15 protein-coding genes and 1 riboswitch are annotated in these 19,147 nt (G+C 70.2%); of the genes, 1 reads left to right on the top strand and 14 read right to left on the bottom strand.

What is annotated here, in order from left to right; translation table 11 throughout:
- Positions 1-18: 18 nt before the first annotated feature.
- Together V2S05_RS05540 and tyrS are read right to left on the bottom strand one after the other, a co-directional pair.
- The gene (locus tag V2S05_RS05540; RefSeq protein ID WP_413634322.1) at positions 19-1,560 is read right to left on the bottom strand and encodes an MFS transporter; all 1,542 of its coding nucleotides are present in this window, start codon (positions 1,558-1,560) and stop codon (positions 19-21) included.
- A gap of 94 nt (positions 1,561-1,654) precedes the next feature.
- Positions 1,655-2,983 (bottom strand): tyrosine--tRNA ligase, encoded by a 1,329-nt coding sequence (gene tyrS / locus V2S05_RS05545; RefSeq protein WP_413634323.1) that lies wholly within the window; start codon positions 2,981-2,983, stop codon positions 1,655-1,657.
- Between the two features lie 47 nt (positions 2,984-3,030).
- Between tyrS and V2S05_RS05550 the strand changes: the two genes are divergently transcribed.
- On the top strand, positions 3,031-3,615 hold the full coding sequence (locus tag V2S05_RS05550) for a hypothetical protein (RefSeq protein WP_413634325.1): 585 nt from the start codon (positions 3,031-3,033) through the stop codon (positions 3,613-3,615).
- A gap of 12 nt (positions 3,616-3,627) precedes the next feature.
- Here V2S05_RS05550 and V2S05_RS05555 read toward each other — a convergent pair whose 3' ends face one another.
- From V2S05_RS05555 to pheS, 12 genes are all read right to left on the bottom strand, one after another.
- Positions 3,628-4,266, bottom strand: a complete 639-nt coding sequence (locus V2S05_RS05555; protein WP_271637267.1) for a SatD family protein — start codon at positions 4,264-4,266, stop codon at positions 3,628-3,630.
- 78 nt (positions 4,267-4,344) lie between these two features.
- The gene (gene argH, locus V2S05_RS05560; protein ID WP_271637266.1) at positions 4,345-5,766 is read right to left on the bottom strand and encodes an argininosuccinate lyase; all 1,422 of its coding nucleotides are present in this window, start codon (positions 5,764-5,766) and stop codon (positions 4,345-4,347) included.
- Positions 5,763-6,698 carry an ornithine carbamoyltransferase gene (gene argF, locus V2S05_RS05565; RefSeq protein WP_413634327.1) on the bottom strand — a complete coding sequence of 312 codons (936 nt, stop codon included), beginning with the start codon at positions 6,696-6,698 and terminating at the stop codon, positions 5,763-5,765. Before argF ends, argH begins: the two co-directional genes overlap by 4 nt.
- The gene (locus tag V2S05_RS05570; protein WP_413634328.1) at positions 6,695-7,936 is read right to left on the bottom strand and encodes an acetylornithine transaminase; all 1,242 of its coding nucleotides are present in this window, start codon (positions 7,934-7,936) and stop codon (positions 6,695-6,697) included. The genes argF and V2S05_RS05570 overlap by 4 nt, the downstream gene beginning before the upstream one ends.
- The gene (gene argB / locus V2S05_RS05575; RefSeq protein WP_413634329.1) at positions 7,929-8,831 is read right to left on the bottom strand and encodes an acetylglutamate kinase; all 903 of its coding nucleotides are present in this window, start codon (positions 8,829-8,831) and stop codon (positions 7,929-7,931) included. The genes V2S05_RS05570 and argB overlap by 8 nt, the downstream gene beginning before the upstream one ends.
- Positions 8,828-9,985 carry a bifunctional glutamate N-acetyltransferase/amino-acid acetyltransferase ArgJ gene (gene argJ / locus V2S05_RS05580; RefSeq protein WP_271637262.1) on the bottom strand — a complete coding sequence of 386 codons (1,158 nt, stop codon included), beginning with the start codon at positions 9,983-9,985 and terminating at the stop codon, positions 8,828-8,830. The genes argB and argJ overlap by 4 nt, the downstream gene beginning before the upstream one ends.
- Entirely contained in the window at positions 9,982-11,034 is a 1,053-nt protein-coding gene (argC, locus tag V2S05_RS05585) for an N-acetyl-gamma-glutamyl-phosphate reductase (protein WP_413634330.1), read from the bottom strand. Before argC ends, argJ begins: the two co-directional genes overlap by 4 nt.
- A 293-nt stretch (positions 11,035-11,327) precedes the next feature.
- Entirely contained in the window at positions 11,328-13,454 is a 2,127-nt protein-coding gene (locus V2S05_RS05590) for a bifunctional hydroxymethylpyrimidine kinase/phosphomethylpyrimidine kinase (RefSeq protein WP_413634331.1), read from the bottom strand.
- Entirely contained in the window at positions 13,451-14,314 is an 864-nt protein-coding gene (gene thiM, locus V2S05_RS05595) for a hydroxyethylthiazole kinase (RefSeq protein WP_413634333.1), read from the bottom strand. Before thiM ends, V2S05_RS05590 begins: the two co-directional genes overlap by 4 nt.
- Positions 14,306-14,399: riboswitch (TPP riboswitch) on the bottom strand. Its footprint overlaps the gene before it by 9 nt.
- 50 nt (positions 14,400-14,449) lie before the next feature.
- Entirely contained in the window at positions 14,450-15,421 is a 972-nt protein-coding gene (locus V2S05_RS05600) for an NAD-dependent epimerase/dehydratase family protein (RefSeq protein ID WP_413634334.1), read from the bottom strand.
- Between the two features lie 114 nt (positions 15,422-15,535).
- Positions 15,536-18,040, bottom strand: a complete 2,505-nt coding sequence (gene pheT, locus V2S05_RS05605; RefSeq protein WP_413634335.1) for a phenylalanine--tRNA ligase subunit beta — start codon at positions 18,038-18,040, stop codon at positions 15,536-15,538.
- The gene (pheS, locus tag V2S05_RS05610; RefSeq protein ID WP_271637258.1) at positions 18,040-19,089 is read right to left on the bottom strand and encodes a phenylalanine--tRNA ligase subunit alpha; all 1,050 of its coding nucleotides are present in this window, start codon (positions 19,087-19,089) and stop codon (positions 18,040-18,042) included. Before pheS ends, pheT begins: the two co-directional genes overlap by 1 nt.
- Between the last annotated feature and the right edge of the window lie 58 nt (positions 19,090-19,147).

The following is a 19,147-nucleotide window of genomic DNA, read 5'->3' on the forward strand; positions in this document are numbered from 1 at the left end:
GTGAGTTCAGCGGTCGGCTCAGGCGCCGGCCGGCTCTTCGCGCGCGGTACCGCCCGAGCCGTCCGTCTCCGCGCCGACCACGGTGAGCGGCATCGTGCTGGTGTCGATGAACGGGTTCTCGTCCTGCCCCGCCACGAGCTCCTCGGCCTCGGCCTCGCTCTCGACCGTCGGCACCGAGCCCAGCAGCGGACGCTGCGCGGTCTCGCGCATGCTCAGCAGAGCGACACCGCCCAGCGCGGCGAAGAACATGATGTAGAACGCGGGCATGTAGATGTTCCCGGTCAGCTCGATCAACGCCTGGCTGAACAGCGGCGTGGTGCCGCCGAACAGCGACACGGCGAGGTTGTAGGCGATGGCCATCGCGCCGAACCGCGACGCCGTGGGAAACAGCGCGGGCAGGGCCGAAGCCGAGATCGCCACGTAGAACGCCACCGGGATGGCGACCATGGCCAGCGCGATCATGACCGCCCACTCCTCGCCGATCTGCATCACCGCGAAGGCGGGCAGCATGAGCACGATCGTCGATCCGACGGCGATGCCGTACACCGGTCGCCGGCCGATGCGGTCCGACAGCTTCCCGATCAGGGGCAGGCACGCGCTCATCACGATGAGCACCGGGACGGTGGCCAGCGCCGCCATGAGGTTCGACACCCCGACCTCGGTCTCGAGATAGGTCGGCATGTAGCTGGTGAGGGCGTACCCGGCGGTGTTCGTCGCCGAGACGAGGGCGACGCCGATGAGGATCTGCCGCCAGTAGTGGCGGAAGATCCCGGCGACTCCCTGGCGCGCCATGGGATCGGCGGCGTCGGCGCGGTTGAGTCCCGCGCTCTCCTCGGCCTCGTAGGCGGGGGTCTCGGGGATGCGCAGGCGGAACCAGATCGCGACCGCGCCGAGCGGGATGGCGATGAGGAACGGGATGCGCCAGCCGTACTCGGTCATGGCGTCGGGGCCGGACAGGTTCTCGGTGATCCAGGTGGTCAGTGCCACGACGCTGGCGCCGGCGGCGAAGCCGACGTAGGAGCCGACGTCGAGGAACGACGACCAGTAGCCGCGGCTGCGGTCGGGCGAGAATTCCGAGACGTACGTCGTCGCGCCGGCGTACTCGCCGCCGGTCGAGAAGCCCTGCACCATCTTCAGCAGGTACAGCGGGATGATGGCCCACAGGCCGATCTGCGCCGAGGTGGGCAGCACGCCGATCAGGCCGGTCGCCGCCGCCATCATCGCCATCGTGAGGAACAGCACGCGCTGCCGCCCGATGCGATCGCCCAGCGGCCCGAGCACGAGCCCGCCCAGCGGGCGCACGAGAAACGAGATGGCGAAGCCGAGCAGGGTGATCAGCAGACCCCACGCACCCGGCAGGTCGCCGGTGAAGACGACGGCGAGTGTCACGGCGAGGTAGCCGTAGACCCCGAAGTCGAACCACTCCATGAAGTTGCCGACGACGGTGCCCGAGATCGCCGTCCTCAGACGGCTCTTGCGGACGACCAGAACGTCATCGACCTGCAGCCGGCGTGTGACGCGGCGCGGGGCGGTACGGCGGACATGTGCTTCCTTGGGCAAGGGGACCAGCTCCTCGAGTGCTTGCGGACAGCGTCAGCTGTCCGATGCTACTGCAGTCCCCGGAGGGGAAGCCGGGTAGCCACGCCGAGCGGCCTCACTGCGGGAGCACTCCCGCGAGCGTCTTCTTGCCGCGGCGCAGCACCGAGACCCCGCCGGGCAGCGTGCCACGAACCACGGCATCCGGGTCGCTCACCTTCGCCCCGTCGAGGGTGACGCCGCCCTGCGAGATGGCTCGGCGCGCCTCGGAAGCGCTGGCGACCAGTCCGGTCGCCACCAGTGCCTCGACCACGGATGATCCCGCCGGAAGCGTCGCGTTCGGCAGCTCGTCCAGCGCGGTGCGCAGGGTCGCCGCGTCGAGCTCGCCCAGGTCGCCCTGACCGAAGAGCGCCTCCGATGCGGCGATCACCGCGGCGGTCGCTTCGACGCCGTGCACGGTCGTGCACACCTCGAGCGCGAGGCGCTTCTGCGCCGCACGACGGAAGGGCTCGCTCTCGACGAGCGTCGCGTACTCCTCGATCTCGGCACGGGTGAGGAAGGTGAAGACCTTCAGCCGGTCGATCACATCGGCGTCGGCGGTGCTCAACCAGAACTGGTACATGCGGTACGGGCTGCACATCTCGGCGTCGAGCCAGATGGCGTTGCCCTCGCTCTTGCCGAACTTCGTGCCGTCGCTGTTGGTGATCAGCGGGGTGCCGATGGCGTGCGCCGAGACGCCCTCCACACGGTGGATGAGGTCGGTGCCGCTGGTGAGGTTCCCCCACTGATCGCTGCCGCCCGTCTGCAGCACGCAGTCGTACGAGCGGAACAGCTCGAGGAAGTCCATGCCCTGCAGGATCTGGTAGCTGAACTCGGTGTAGCTGATGCCTGCGTCCGAGTTCAGGCGCGCCGCGACGGCATCCTTCTTCAGCATCGTGCCCACGCGGTAGTGCTTGCCGATCTCGCGCAGGAAGTCGATGGCGCTCATCGGCGCCGTCCAGTCGAGGTTGTTCACGATGCGCGCGGCGTTCTCGCCCTCGAAGCTGAGGAAGCGCTCGACCTGCGCGCGCAGCCGCTGCACCCACTCCTCGACCGTCTCGCGCGTGTTGAGCGTGCGCTCGGCCGTGGGCCGCGGGTCGCCGATCAGGCCCGTGGAGCCGCCGACGAGGCCGAGCGGCTTGTGGCCGGCGAGCTGGATGCGGCGCAGGGTGAGCAGCTGAACGAGGTTTCCGAGGTGCAGGCTCGGCGCGGTCGGGTCGAATCCGCAGTAATAGGTGATCGGGTCCCCGGCGAGAAGGGCGCGCAGCGCCTCCTGATCGGTGGACACGTGGACGAGTCCGCGCCACAGCAGCTCGTCCCACACGTTCTCGAACGTGGGATCGAGCGCCACCGGGGCGGTCGTCAGAGCGGAATTCGACACGCTTTCCAGGCTATCAGCGCGTGACACGCGTCCCGTCCCCGGCCGGCGTCTGATCCCCGTGGGATGCTGACGGCATGCAGCCGGTCGATCCGCTCACCTCCGCCGTTCTCTCCGCGATCATCCTGATCGCGCTGGTCGTCGTGCTCGTGTTCTCGCTGCTGGGGGTGCGCAGACCTTCGACGACGACCATGGCGATATGCGCCGTCCTCCTCGTCGCGGCGGTGACGATCGTCATCGTCGTCCGACCGATCGCGATCCCGGCGATCGCCATTCCGTTGACCGTGATCGGCATCGGCGCCGCGACGATCGGGGGCAACCCGTTCACCCGGCGGACGCTGGACATCGCCACGGGCAGGCGAGTGCGGGAGACCGAGGACGGCGGCATCCTCATCGTCGCGGCGCAGCACGCCGACCCCTCTCACGCCCGCACCCTCATGCGCGGGGGCACGGTGATCGGATATCTCGAGCGGATCTGCACCGTGCTGGCGATCGCAGTGGGGTTCCCCGAGGTGATCGCGGCGATCATCGCCGTGAAGGGCATCGGACGCTTTCCGGAGCTCGCCGAGGCCGAGGCCAGGGAGCGCTTCATCATCGGCACCCTCGCCAGCCTGCTGTGGGCAGGGGTGATCGGCCTGATCCTGCGCCTCATCCTGGGCTGAGACTGTTCCTCGTCAGATGTCGAGCAGCCGGAATCCCTCGACCACTGCCGCCGAGCCCGCGGCCGTCAGCGCCTGCGACACCGCCGACTGCGTGATCCCCTCCTGCTCCGCGAGCTCCCGCTGGGTACGGCCGAGGCAGCGACCGTAGGTCAGACGCCGCAGGCGCTCCCGCATCCCGCCGACGAGTTCGTCCCGTGCCAGCAGGTAGGCATTCGCCCATCGCACCTGCTCCGCAGGCATCTGCGCGCTCTCATCCACGGCGATCCAGCTTCGAGCCTCGGGCGCGGCGCGCCTCTGCAGCGTCTGGACATGCTCGATGGCGCTGCGCGCGGCCCACCAGCCCGGCCCCTCGGGTATGCCCTCCCGCGACGCGGCCGAGGGGATGACCCCCACATCTCCGACCCCGACGCCGAAGCGGAACTCCACTCCGTCCGGCAGTGCGAGACGGATCAGCAGCACAGAGGCAAGTGCAGCGTCGAGCGTGGGATAGACACCCTGCTGCTCATCGCCGACTGTCGGCCGGAGAGGTTGCGTGGCGAGGGGGAGATCCTGCTCTGCCCGCACGATCGCCGTATCGAAGTGCCGCTGCGCCGCGACGCGATCATCGAGCTGCCGGGACCCGATGATGTCGGCTGTGACTGCGATGACCATGACATCAGGGTATCACTGATATTCTCAAGAAATAAGTGATTCACTCATGTTCACTGCAGCCCGAAGGGATGCCCTCGGTCAGAGGCCCAGCGAATGCGCGGCGGCCTGTGCCCGGGCCACGAGCTCGGCCCGCTGCTCCGCCACCCGCTCCGGCGCCGTGCCGCCGGCACCCGAGCGCGACGCCACCGAGCCCTCGATCGACAGCACATCGCGCACCTCGGGCGTCAGATGCTCCGACACCGAACGCAGCAGCGCCTCATCCGCATCCTCCAGACCGATGCCCCGCTCCTCGCAGGCGCGCACCAGCGCGCCCGAGATCTCGTGGGCATCACGGAACGGCACGCGGCGCTTGACCAGCCACTCGGCGACATCCGTCGCGAGCGAGAAGCCCTGCGGTGCGAGCGCCGCCATCCGCTCGGTGTCGAACCGCAGAGTCGCGATCATGCCGGCGAACGCCGGAAGCACCACTTCGAGCGTCTGCACAGAGTCGAAGACGGGCTCCTTGTCCTCCTGCAGATCGCGGTTGTAGGCCAGCGGAAGACCTTTGAGCGTCGCGAGCAGTCCGGACAGGTTGCCGATCAGTCGACCGGATTTCCCGCGCGCGAGCTCGGCGATGTCGGGGTTCTTCTTCTGCGGCATGATGCTCGACCCGGTCGAGTACGCGTCATCCAGCGTGACGAAGCCGAACTCGCGGGTGTTCCAGAGGATGATCTCCTCGCTCAGACGAGACAGGTCGATGCCGGTCATCGCGGCGATGAAGGCGAACTCCGCCACCACGTCGCGTGCGGAGGTGCCGTCGAGCGAGTTCTCGGCCGGACGGTCGAGCCCCAGCTCGCGAGCCACGAGAGCGGGATCCAGGCCCAGGGTCGACCCGGCGAGCGCTCCCCCGCCGTAGGGCGAGGCGCCGGCGCGGCGCCGCCAGTCGACGAGACGCTCGAGTTCGCGCACGAGGGGCCAGGCGTGCGCCTGCAGGTGATGGGCGAGCAGCACCGGCTGCGCGTGCTGCAGGTGTGTGCGGCCAGGCAGGATGGCACCGGGATGCGCTTCGGCCTGCGCGACCAGGGCGTCGATCACACGAAGCAGGTGCTTCGCGATGATCCCGGCGTGGTCGATGAGATACATGCGCACGAGGGTGGCGATCTGATCGTTGCGGCTGCGACCGGCGCGCAGCCGGCCGCCGACCTCGGCGCCGACCTCAGCGATGAGCGCCTTCTCGAGGGCGCCGTGCACGTCCTCGTCGCCCGGATCGGGCAGCAGCGTGCCGTCTGCGATGCGGGCGGCGAGGGCATCCAGTCCCTCGTGCATGATTCGCGCCTCGTCGGCCTCGAGGTATCCCGCGGCCTCCAGAGCGGTGGCGTGGGCGTGCGAGCCGGCGATGTCGTACGGGGCGAGGATCCAGTCGAAGTGCGTCGACCGGCTCAGCTCGGCGAGCTCGGGCGAGGGTCCCCCTGCGAAGCGCGCACCCCAGAGCGCCCCGTCATTCGTGCCGTTGCCGCTCACGCCGTCGTCTCCTGCTTGCCGAGCAGCCACACCAGCAGTGCCTTCTGCGCGTGCAGACGGTTCTCGGCTTCGTCCCAGACGACGCTCTGCGGGCCGTCGATGACCTCGGAGTCGACCTCGTAGCCGCGATCGGCCGGGAGGCAGTGGATGAAGATGGCGTCCGCAGCCGCCTGCGACATGATCCCGGTGGTGACCTTGTACCCGCCGAGGTCGCGCAGCCGCTCGATCTTCTCCTCCTCCTTGCCCATCGACACCCAGGTGTCGGTGACGACCACGTCGGCGCCGACGACAGCCTCGTGGGCATCGGTCGTCAGGGTGAGCGAGCCGCCTGTCTCCGCGGCCCTGGCCTCGGCGGCGGCGACCACGTCGGCGCGCGGGGCGTAGGCCTCGGGCGAGGCGATGCGCACGTGCATCCCCGCGGTCACTCCGGCGAGCACGTAGGAGTGCGCCATGTTGCTGCGCCCGTCGCCGAAGAACGACAGGGTCAGCCCCTTCAGGTCGCCCTTGTGCTCACGGATCGTGAGCAGGTCGGCCAGCAGCTGGCAGGGGTGGAAGTCGTCGGAGAGCGCATTGACGACGGGAACCCGGGTACCCCGTGCCATCTCCTCGAGACCCGACTGCGCGTAGGTGCGCCACACGATGGCAGCCACCTGACGCTCGAGCACTCGCGCGGTGTCGGAGGGGGTCTCCTTGCCACCGAGCTGGCTGTTCGCCGTCGAGATGATCAGCGGCGATCCGCCCAGATCCGCGATGCCCACCGCGAACGAGACTCGGGTGCGGGTCGAGGACTTGTCGAAGATCACGGCGACGGTCTGAGGACCTGAGAGAGCCTTGCTCGCCCAGCGATCCTTCTTCAGCTCGAGCGCGAGGTCGAGGATCTCGGCCTGCTCGGCAGGGGTGAGGTCGTCATCGCGCAGCAGGTGGCGGGTCATGCGGAAGCCTCCGTGAGGGTGGTTGCGGTGGGTGCCTGGACGGTCTCGGCGATGGCCGCGAGCGCGGCGCCGAAGCGGACGACGAACTCCTCGACCTCGTCGTCGCCGATCGTGTAGGCGGGGGCGATGCGGATGGTGTCGGCCGTGGGCGCGTTGACGATGAGGCCGCGCTCGTGCGCCGCCGCGCGGACCTCCGCGGCGACCGGCGCGCTGAGGTGGATGCCGATCAGCAGCCCCGCCCCGGACGTGCCGTCCACCAGGGGCAGGGAGGTCACGGCGCCGCGCAGCTGGGCGCCGCGCGCGGTGACGTTCTCGAGCAGGTTCTCGCTCTCGATGTGCCCGAGCACGGCGTTGGCCACGGCGCTCGCGAGCGGATTGCCACCGAAGGTCGAGTTGTGAGTGCCGGGGTAGAACAGGTCGCTGGCCGCGCCGAAGGTGATCAGCGCGCCGAGCGGGAAGCCGGCCCCGATGCTCTTGGCCACGGTCACGGCATCCGGCGTGATGCCTTCGCGCTGGAAGGCGAACCACTCCCCCGTGCGCCCCGAGCCGGTCTGCACCTCGTCGAGGATGAGCAGTGCGTCGTTCTCGGTGGCGAGCTCGCGAGCACGGGAGAGGAAGCCGGCCGGCAGCTCGACGACGCCCGCCTCGCCCTGGATGGGCTCGACGATCATCGCCGTGACGGCGTGCGACGCGAAGGCCGCCTCGAGGCTCTCGACCGAGCGCTCGACGGTCACCACGTCCGGAATGGCGGGCTCGAACGGGTCGCGGTACGCGGCCTTCGGCGTCAGCGACAGCGTGCCCATCGTGCGCCCGTGGAAGGCGCCCTCGACCACGAGGATCGTCGTGCGGGCCCTGCCCTCGGTCTCGGTGAAGCGCGCGCCGTGCAGACGCGACAGCTTGATGGCGCTCTCGTTCGCCTCGGCACCGGAGTTCGCCAGGTACACGCGGCCCTGCTCGCCCGTGCCGGCGAGGCGCTTCAGCCGCGCGGCGATCTCGAGCTGTGCGGGCGAGGCGAAGTAGTTCGACACGTGCGACAGCGTCGCGGCCTGTCGCGAGACGGCGTCGACGAAGACGGGGTGGGCGTGCCCGAGGCAATTCACCGCGATGCCCCCGAGGAAGTCGAGGTAGCGGTTCTCGTCGGCGTCCCACACCCACGACCCCTCACCACGGGTGAGCAGCGCCAGCCGCCCGCCCAGGCTCATCAGATCGCGTGCCACATCGTCGTTCCAGTCAGACATCCTTGACCACCTCCGTGCCGATCCCCTTGCTCGTGAACAGCTCGACCAGCACCGAGTGCGGCACGCGTCCGTCGATGATCGCGGCGGCGTCGACGCCTCCCTCGACGGCGTCGAGGCAGGCCCGCATCTTCGGGATCATCCCCGACTCGAGGGTCGGGAGCATCTCGACGAGAGCGCTCGAGGTGATGTGCGAGACGAGCGAGTCGCGGTTCGGCCAGTCGGCGTACAGTCCCGGCACGTCGGTGAGGATCACCAGCTTGCGTGCGTCGAGTGCGACGGCGAGGGCGGATGCCGCGGCATCCGCGTTCACGTTGAGCGACTGACCCGGGTGATCGAGGTCGGGGGCGATCGACGAGACGACCGGGATGCGCCCGGCGGCCAGGTGGTCGAGCACAGGCGTGGGATCGACCTGCACGACGTCGCCGACGCGACCGAGGTCGACCTCTTCGCCATCGATCACGACGCCTCGACGACGCCCGCCGAACAACCCGGCGTCCTCACCGCTGAGCCCGGTGGCGATGGGCCCGTGCGAGTTGATCTTCGCGACCAGCTGCGGGTTCACCTGACCGGTCAGCACCATGCGCACCACGCTGATCGCCTCGGTGTTCGTGACGCGGTAACCGCCCTTGAACTCGCTCGGGATGGCGAGTCGGTCGAGCATGTCCGAGATCTGCGGCCCTCCGCCGTGCACGACGACCGGCTGCACGCCGACGTAGCGCAGATAGGCGATGTCCTGCGCGAACGCCTCCTGCAGCTCATCCGAGACCATCGCATTGCCGCCGTACTTCACGACCACGATCTGATCGCGGAACCTCTTCAGCCACGGCAGGGATTCGATGAGGGTCGCGGCCTTGACGGCGGCCTCTTCGGGCGCGGTGTCCTGGATGTCGGTCATGAGGCGTAGGCGCTGTTCTCGTGCACGTAGTCGTGTGTCAGGTCGTTGGTGAGGATGGTCGCGGTGGCGTCACCCATCTTCAGGTCGATCTCGATGTGCACCGCACGCGGTGTGAGGTCGACCTCCTCGCGCGGCCGGTCCGGCCCTCCCGCGGTGCACACGCGCACGCCGTTCATCGACACGTCGACGTCGTAGGGGTCGAACTGGGCCGAGGTCGTGCCGATGGCGGCGAGCACACGACCCCAGTTCGGGTCGTTTCCGAAGATGGCCGCTTTGAAGAGGTTGTTGCGGGCGACCGACCGGCCGACCTCGACGGCCTCGGTCTCGGTGACCGCATTCTTCACCTCGACCGCGATGCTGTGGCTGGCGCCCTCGGCATCGGCCTGCAGCTGCTCGGCGAGATCACGGCACAGCTGGGTGAGCGCGGCGGCGAAGTCGTCGAGATCGGGACGGATGCCGCTTGCGGCGTTCGCGAGCAGAGTGACCTGATCGTTGGTCGACATGCATCCGTCGGAGTCGAGCCGGTCGAAGCTGACGGCGGTCGCCCTGCGCAGCGCCGCATCGGCCTCGGACGCCTCGAGGTCGGCATCGGTGGTGATCACCACGAGCATGGTCGCGAGTCCCGGCGCGAGCATGCCGGCACCCTTCGCCATTCCGCCGATCGTCCAGCCCTCCCGGCTGACGACGGAGGTCTTCGCCACGCTGTCGGTCGTCATGATCGCGAGGGCCGCGTCGTCGCCGCCGCCGGGGCTGAGCGCGGCGATGCCGCGCTCGACACCGTCGAGCACCTTGCCGCGGAACACCTCGTCGCCGGTGCCGATGAGGCCGGTCGAGCACACCAGCACGTCACCCGCGCTCACACCGAGCAGCTCGGCTGCCTTCTCGGCGGTGAGGTGTGTGGTCTGAAAGCCGAAGGCGCCGGTGAAGCAGTTGGCTCCGCCGGAGTTGAGCACGACGGCCTCGACCACTCGATCGGCGATGACCTGCTGCGACCAGATGATCGGGTTGGCCTTGGCACGATTGGTCGTGAATACGGCGGCGCCGATCCGGCGCGGGCCGCGGTTGACGACCACGGCGACGTCGGGCTTGCCCGTGCTCTTGAGCCCTGCGGCGACTCCGGATGCTTCGAATCCCTGGGGTGCGGTGACACTCACGGCGCGACTCCGTTCACGGTGAGGGCGCGGCCTTCGGGCAGACCGAGCGCGATGTTCATGGACTGCACGGCGGCGCCGGCCGTGCCCTTGACGAGGTTGTCGACGGTGGTCACGACGACCACCCGGTTCGCGGCCCGGTCGATGGCGAGACCCATCAGCGCGGTGTTCGCGCCGAGCACGTCGGCGGTACGGGGGAAGTGCCCCGCGGGGAGCAGCTGCACGAAGGTCTCGTCGCCGTAGGCGCTCTGCCACGCGTCTCGGATCTGGGCGTCGGTCGTGCCGGGGACGATCGGCGCAGTCGAGGTGGCGAGGATGCCCCTGGCCATCGGGACGATGACGGGCGTGAACGAGATGCGGATGTCGTCGGGCGCGTGGGCTGATGCCGCGGCCAGCGCCTGGCGGATCTCGGGGATGTGGCGGTGCGTGCCGCCGACCGCATACGGGTTGGCCGTGCCGAGGATCTCGCTGCCGAGCAGGTTGGTCTTCAGGCTCTTGCCTGCGCCCGAGGGGCCGACGGCGAGCACGCTGACGATGTCGGACGGGTCTATCACTCCGGCGGCGACTCCGGGGGCGAGACTCAGGCTGACGGTGGAGGCGTTGCAGCCGGGAGCGGCGATTCGCGAGGCGCCGCGCAGGTTCTCGCGCTGCTTGCCGGCCGCGGTGAGCAGCTCGGGAACCCCGTACGCCCACGGTTCGTGGAACGCGCCGCCGTAGAAGGCCTCCCATGCATCCGGGGAGGTGAGCCGGTGGTCGGCGCCGGCATCGATGATCAGAGGCGCGTCGCCCAGCGCATCCGTGTACTGACCCGACTGGCCGTGCGGCAGGGCGAGGAAGACGATGTCGTGCCCCGACAGGGTCTCGGCGGTGGTGTCCCGCAGCGTCAGATGCGCGAGGGAGCGCAGGTGCGGCTGGTGCTCGACGAGGGGCTGACCGGCGTTGGAGTGCGCGGTCACGGTACGGATCTCGATGTCGGGATGGGCGGCGAGAAGCCGCAGGATCTCGCCTCCCGCATAGCCGGATGCGCCGGAGACGGCGACGGAGTACGTCATTCTTCTACCTTAACGGTCGGGGCTCGATCGACCCCGAGGATGACGCGGGATGCGAGCGATGAGCGGGGCCGGGGCGGCGACACCGGTTCCCTTCGATTCGGATCCCTGAGCCGTCTATGGGCTGAGCTCGTCGAGGGGCGCGGCGTCGCCTAGAGTCGGCGGCCGCCGCGGCGTCGGCGCACAGCAGTGACGCTGAGGATGAGCGTCTGAGAGGGCTGTGCGGCCGAGGGCATGCGGCGACAGTAGCGCCGAGGCCGCGGCATCCGCAAATCCGCGGCCTCGGCGCCGTGCCATCAGCGGATGTCGAAGAACGCCCGCTCGTGCTCCGCTGCGCCGATGAACGCGCGGTGCATGCGCCTGCGGAGCTGCTCGTCGGACGCGGCCGCCACGGCGGTGACGAAGCCGATGGCGCGCTCGTTCGCCTCGGCGAACTCGGGGTCGGCGTAGGTCTGCAGCCAGGACGCGTAGGGGTGGCGCGGATCGAGCGCTCGCGCGCCGAACTCCCCGGCATGCAGCCGCTCGCCGAGATCGGCGTACAGCCAGAAGCACGGAAGCACGGCGGCGATCAGCGTCGCGTACTCACCCGAGAACGCGGCCGCGCGCAGATGGTCGAGGTACGCGGTGGTGACCGCGCTGGGCTCGGCGTCGAAGGTCTCTGCGGTGATTCCCGTCTCGGGCGTCAACCACGAGGCGTGCAGCTCGAGCTCTCCGGCTATGCAGCCCTTCGCAGAGTCCGCCCAGAACGCCTGTTCGGCTGCCGTCGGCGCGAGCCGCGCCGCCTCTGCGAGCACTCGGGCGTACTCGCGCAGATACAGCGCGTCCTGCGCGAGGTAGAACAGAAAGTCCCGTCGATCGAGGGACCCGTCGGCGAGTCCGCGGATGAAGGACAGCTCGTCGATGTCGCGCCGGATCGCGGTGACGCTGCGCCACCACTCGTCCCGGATCTCGTCAGCCGTCGGACGTGTGCCCAGACCGCCGCGCTGCCACAGCCCGGCGAAGTGGCTCACCGGTCCGTGCCCGCGCCCGACGTCCAGGGTGCCGGCCGCCCGCAGCGACTCCCGCAGCCAGGCACGCGCCTCGCGCACGGCATCCGGCCAGTCCCGTCCCGCCGCGCGCAGGGCGGCGAGCCCCGACGAGAGCGAGCATCCTGTGCCGTGCGTGCTGGTCGTGTCGATGCGGGGGCCGTCGAATGAGGCGAGCGCCCCGTCCGGTCCGACCAGGGCATCCGGTGCTGAAGGACCGCCGAGGTGGCCGCCTTTCGCGAGCACGAGAGCCCCCGTGTCCCTCGCCAGCTGCTGCGCGGCGCCCAGCGCATCGTCCCATCCGCCGATCGCGCGCCCCGTCAGCACGGCCAGCTCGTCGAGATTGGGCGTGATCACGTCTGCGAGGGCGGCGAGCGCGCGCAGTGCCTCCTCCGCCTGCGCATCGAGCAGGCGGTCGCCGCTGGTGGCGACCATCACCGGGTCGAGCACGACCGTCGCCGGACGGTGCGTGCGCAGCCAGTCGGCGACGGTGCCGATGATCTCGGCGTCGGCCAGCATCCCGATCTTCACCGCGTCGATCGCGATGTCGTCAGACAGGGCATCCAGCTGCGCACGCAGGAACGTCGCCGGCGGCACGTGCACGCCGCGGACGCCGCAGGTGTTCTGCGCCGTGAGCGCGGTGATCGCCGCCATCCCGTATCCGCCGTGCGCGGCGATCGCCTTGAGGTCGGCCTGGATGCCGGCACCGCCGGACGGGTCGCTGCCGGCGATGCTCAGCACGCGGGCAGCGGTGCGTCCTGTCCAGCGACGCCGGAACTCGCCTGCGGCTTGGCGGGCATCCGGTGCCGCGCAGATGGCGGAGACGACGGCGATCCCCGCCGCACCCGCCTCGCGCAGCGCCGCGGCGTCGTCGATTCCAATGCCGCCGATCGCCACTGCCGGTACGGGGCTCTCCGCGGCGAGCGCACGGAATCCGTCCACGCCGAGGGCGGGCGGATGATTCGCCTTGGTGCTCGTGGGGCGGATCACTCCGATGCCGACGTAGTCGACGGTCCCGGCGGGCAGGGTGCGGACGGCGTCGAGGTGCGCCGACGTGTTCGCGGTGAGCCCGATCAGCGCATCCGGTCCGAGCAGACGCCGCGCCTCGGCGACAGGCATGTCCGACTGCCCGACGTGCACACCGTCGACCCGCGCTCCACGCCGTCGGGCCTCGAGGGCCGCGTCGACGCGGTCATCGACGACGAGCAGCGCCCGACCGGCGATCACCTCGCTGAGGGCGACGAGCTGCTCGACGACCGATCGGTCGGACGCGCTCTTGTCACGCAGCTGGACCACGCTCACGCCGCCCGCGACGGCATCGCGCACCGTGTCGACGACCCCGCGGTCGCCGCACAGCTCGGGATCGGTGACCAGGTGCACCGACAGGTCGCCGATCACTTCGCCTCCTCCTCGACGTGCCCGAGATTCTCGTCGACTCGCGCCTCGGCGGTCACATCGGCGGGGTCTATGCCGGCGAGCGCGTCGAGCAGGCCCACCGCGAAGCTGCCCGGCCCGTCGGCGACACGGGCCGCGTGCTCGGCCGCCAGGGTGTACACGAGCGTCGCTGCGGACACCGCCTCCAAGGCATCCGCGTCGTGATCGCGTGCAGCGCCGAGGAAGGCGGCCATGAGCGCCCCGAGGGCGCAGCCGCCGCCGGTGACGCGGGTGAGCAGGGGGTCTCCGTTCGCAATGCGGATCACACGCGTTCCGTCGGTGATCAGGTCGACCGCTCCGGAGACGGCGACCACGGCGCCGAAGCGAGTGGCGAGCGACCGCGCCGCGCCGAGCGCGGCGTCGGAGTCGTCCAGGGCATCGACCCCCCGTCCGCCCGCGCCTGACCCGGCAAGCGCAAGGATCTCACTGGCGTTGCCGCGCACTGCCGTCGGCCGCATGCCCACCAGGTCGGCTGCCAGAGCGGTGCGCACCGGGAGGGCGCCCACGGCGACCGGATCGAGAACCCACGGCGTTGCCGCCGCGTTCGCTCCGGCGGCTGCTTCGAGGCTCGCCGCGCGCTGCTCGGGCGAGGGCGTGCCGAGGTTGATCAGCAGTCCGGACGCGATGCGCGCGAACACCCCGGCCTCCCCGACAATGTCGACCATCGCGGGCGAGGCGCCGACGGCGAGGAGGACGTTAGCGGTGAAGCCGGTGACGACCGCGTTGGTGATGCAGTGCGTGAGGGGCGGCGCCTGCCTCACGTGGGTGAGGAGCTCGGCGCAGACCGCCGGAATACGGATGGATGGACGCAGAAGATCGCTCATGGACGACATCCCTTCGCTAGTACGAACTAGATCAGGTTCGACGGGTGTGATCTCAGCCGCGGATGCGGCACCCCGTGTCACTGCACACGAGTCTAGCGAGGCCATCGTCGCGTGCCGCCGGTATGACGCCTCGTGTCAGGGCGATGTCAGCTGGTCGATGAGCGCGACTTCGTCGTCGCGGCTGATTCCTGCTCGGCGCTCGCGATCCAGACCGCGGGCGCGCTCGTCGTCGAGGACGACGCGGATCGTCTCGTCGAGCGGGCGGAACGACCCGCCGGCCGCGCGGTACGCGGAATTGTCGCGACGCATGAAACCGGGCATGTCGGCCGGCAGCCAGAGCGGCAGCGACCTCTCCCCCATCCAGTACTGCACGTCGTGCGCCTCGAGCCACTCATCGCCAGCCTCGAGCAGCTCTCCGCTGTGCCCGGCTGCCGCGCGAACGCGGCTGAGCAGCTCGGCGAGCGGATGCACCTCTCCGATGGCGTTCATGATCCCGCTCCGCCGCGCAGCGGCGAGGAAGTCGGCGAGGTCGTCGACGTCGATCACCTGGGCGACGCGTCCGGCCAGCTCTGGCACCAGCACGGGTCCGATCCCCGCCCGCGCGAAAGCCGCCGCCCAGTATCCGAAGCGGTCGCTCGGGTCGCCTGCACCCACGATGAGGCCGGGGCGCACGATCAGCGCCCGGTCTCCGAGCGTCACCACGGCGTCCTCGGCCGCGACCTTCTGCGCCCCGTAGTCGTACTCGTCGCCGGGCTGCGCCGGCGCGAGCCTGACCCCCGACTCGTCGAGGCCGTCGGCGACGTCATCGGAGTAGACCGACATCGACGACACATACGTCCAGTGATGGGCGCGGTCGCCGAGCGCCTCGACGGCCGCAGCGACGTGGTCGGCGCGCGATGACACGTCGACGACCTCGTCCCAGCTCTGCTCGGCGAGCTGCTCGTATACCCGGGGGTCGTCCCGATCACCGCGGAGCAGCACCGTGCCGTCCGGCGCGGGGCGCTCACCCCGTGCCAGACAGATCACTTCGGCGCCGGCATCCCGCCACCGCCGGGCGATCCGTCCGGAAAGCCATCCTGTTCCGCCGAGCACGAGCACCTGAGTCATGCGGCCATGACATCACCGGCGTGCTCCGAGCGGAAGCGATTCCGCTCAGAGCAGAGCGGAACGCGGCGCAGCCCTCCTGATCCCGTCGGCTCAGGAGGGCTGCACCGCGTGCGGTCAGTCGCGGATGGTCGCGTCGAAGCGCTCGGCGGCGACGGCGACTCCGGCGAGCTTCGCCTCGGTCGCCTCGGCCGCGGTGAGCGTGCGGTCGGATGCCCGGAAACGCAGCGCGAAACTGAGGCTCTTCAGCCCCTCGCCCAACCCCTCACCGCGGTAGTCGTCGACGAGCCGCGCCGACTCGAGCAGTTCTCCGGCGCCCTCGACGAGCGCGGCGCGTACCTCGGATGCCGGCACGGCGACGCTCACCACCAGCGAGACGTCCTGCGTCGCGGCGGGGAACGTCGACAGCGACTCGGCCACGACCCGGTGACCGGCGAGGGTCAGCACGCGATCGAGATCCAGCTCGAGCACGTATGCGCGCCCGGGAAGATCGGCGTCGGCCGACACCCGCGGGTGCAGCTCGCCGACGTACCCGACCTGTTCGCCGTGCACGCTCAGCGCGCCCGCGCGGCCCGGGTGCAGCGCCGCACGCTGCGTCTGCTCGACGTCGATCTCGACGCCGGCGGCGACGCCGATCACCCGGACGGCGTCCAGAGCATCGGAGAGGTCGACGTGCTCGGCGGCGCGACCCGGCTGCCGAGGAGTGATATTCCCGGTGAGCAGCGCCGAGACGAGGCGCGGCTGCGGTGGGATCGACGCGTCGAGCTCGGCGAGCGTCTCGTCCGACGGACGCCGGCCCAGCGGCGGCACGGCATCCGTGCCGTATGCGACGCCCTCCGCAGGGGTGAACACCGATCCGACCTCGAACAGCGCCAGGTCGACGAGTCCGCGCGAGATGTTGCGGTGCGCGGTCTGCAGGAGGCCGGGCACGAGCGAGCGGCGAAGGAACGGCGCCTGACCATCGAGGGCGTTGGCGAGACGGATGCTCGGCAGGTGCGACCCGCTCGCCGAGCCGTGCAGATCGTTCTGCTCCTCCGTGGTGAACGGGAACGACGGCGTCTCGACGAAGCCGGCCGCGGCGAGCGCATCCGCCACGCGTGTGCGCCCGACCTGCAGCGCGGTGTATCCGCGGCCGGAGGGCGGTGTCGGCAGGATCGACGGGATGCGGTCGAGCCCGTGGATCCGCGCGACCTCCTCGACCAGCGTCCACTTGTCGGTCAGATCGCGTCGCCAGCTCGGCGGGATGACGAACCAGCCGCCGTCGGATTCGGCCAGCTCCGCGCCGATCATCTCGAGCGCGCTGACGATCTCGGCGTCGGTGTAGTCGACCCCGACGACGCCCTGCGTGAAGCCGCGGGGCAGATCGATGCCGGGGATCTCGACCTCGGTGTAGAGGGCGCCGCCCTCATCGGTCAGCCTTCCCCCGGCGAGTTCGACCATGAGGTCGGCCACGCGGCGGGCCGCGACGAACGGGATGAGCGGGTCGACGCCTCGCTCGAAGCGCTTCGATGCCTCGCTGGGCAGCTTGTGCCGGCGAGCCGTGCGGGCGATGGTGACCGGGTCGAAGGTCGCCGCTTCGATGAGCACGTTGCGGGTCGAGTCGCTCATCTCGGTGGTGCCGCCGCCCATGACGCCGGCGAGGCCGATCGGTCCCGAGCCGTCGGTGATCAGCAGATCCTCGACGTGCAGAGCGCGCTCCTGGCCGTCGAGCGTCGTCATCCGCTCCCCCTCGGCCGCGCGACGCACGACGATGCCGCCCTGCAGCCGGTCGAGATCGTAGCCGTGGATCGGATTGCCGAGCTCGAGCATCACGTAGTTCGTGATGTCGATCAGCACGCCGAGCGGGCGCATTCCCGCCAGGCTCAGCCGTGCGATCATCCACGGCGGAGTGGGCCGCGAAGGGTCGACGTCGCGCACGACGCGCACGACGAACTCGCTCGCGCCGACCGCCCCGCGGATGGGCGCCTGATCGTCGACACGGACCTCGAATCCGGATCCGGGCTGCACCTGCGAGAAGTCGCGCTCGGCCGGGTCGCGGAACGCCCCCCCGGTGGCGTGGGAGTACTCACGAGCGAGTCCCCGCAGCGAGAACGCGTAGCCGCGGTCGGGCGTGACGTTCACATCGACGGCGAAGTCGTCGAGATGCAGCAGAGCGATGGCATCCGCGCCGACCTCGGGGTCGAGGCCGAGGGTCGAGAGCACGATGATGCCGTCGTGCTCGTCGCCGAGACCCAGCTCGCGAGCCGACGCGATCATGCCGTCGGAGACGTGACCGTAGGTCTTGCGCGCCGAGATCGGGAAGGGCCCTGGCAGCACGGCGCCCGGCAGGCTCACCACGACCTTGTCGCCGACGACGAAGTTATGTGCGCCGCACACGATGCCGCGCACGCCGCCGTTCTCGGGGCCGACATCGACCTGGCACCAGTTGATCGTCTTGCCGTTCTTCTGCGGCTCGGGCTCGATCGACAGCACCTGCCCCACGACGACGGGGCCTGAGATCTCGAAGCGGTGGATGTCCTCCTCTTCGAAGCCGACCGACACGAACGAGGCCAGAACGTCCTCCGCAGTGGCATCCGGCGCCACGTCGACGTACTCGCGCAGCCACGAGATCGGAACGCGCATCACACCACCATCCCGAACTGCTCGCTGAAGCGCACATCGCCCTCTGCCATGTCGCGCATGTCCTTCACATCGCTGCGGAACATCAGGGCGCGCTCGACGCCGATTCCGAACGCGAACCCGCTGTACACCTCAGGGTCGATGCCCGCCGCGCGCAGCACGTTCGGGTTGACCATGCCGCAGCCGCCCCATTCGATCCAGCGCGCACCGCCGGCGAACGTCGGGTGCCACAGGTCGAACTCGGCGGACGGCTCGGTGAAGGGGAAGTAGTTGGTGCGCAGCCGCGTCTTCGCCTCGGCTCCGAACAGCTGCCGGGCGAGATGGTCGAGGGTGCCCTTCAGGTGCGCCATCGTGATGCCCTTGTCGACGACGAGCCCCTCCACCTGAGTGAACACCGGCAGGTGGGTCGCGTCGAACTCGTCAGTGCGGTACACGCGTCCGGGGCAGAGCACGTAGATCGGCAGATCGCGCTCGAGCATCGAGCGCACCTGCACGGGACTGGTGTGCGTGCGCATCACCAGGTGCCGCGAGGTCGGGTCGACGTAGAACGTGTCCTGCTCCTGGCGAGCCGGGTGGTCCTCGTCGAAGTTGAGCGCGTCGAAGTTGAACCATTCGTGCTCGAGCTCGGGCCCCTCGGCGACCTCCCACCCCATGCCGACGAAGATGTCACTGATCTGCTCCTGCATGAGCGGCAGCGGGTGCCGGGCACCGACGCGCGAGCGCGACGCGATCGCGGTGATGTCGACGCGCTCCGCTTCCAGACGCGCCGCCGTCTCGGCCTCGGCGAGCTCTGCCTCCTTCGCGGCGAGCGCCTGCGTCACACGACCCCTGCCCTGCCCGATCAGCTTGCCGAAGGCGGCCTTGTGCTCGGGGGCGACCTGACGCATCGAGGCGTTCAGCACGGCGAGCGGAGAGCCCTCGGCGACGTGCGACGCGCGGGCCGTCTTCAGCTCCGCCGTGTCGGCTGCGGCGTCGATCGCGGCGAGCGCGGCGTCGACGGCGGTCTGCACCGCCTCGGGTGTGATCTGGGGTGTTTCGGGCGAGTCTGACACGAGAGAAGAGTCTAACGGCGCCCCGACTGCCGACCCGCCCGCCGATAGGATCGCCAGC

Origin of the sequence: Microbacterium sp. OR16 (genome assembly GCF_047306725.1) — a bacterium.
In the GTDB taxonomy this organism is placed as follows: Bacteria; Actinomycetota; Actinomycetes; order Actinomycetales; family Microbacteriaceae; genus Microbacterium.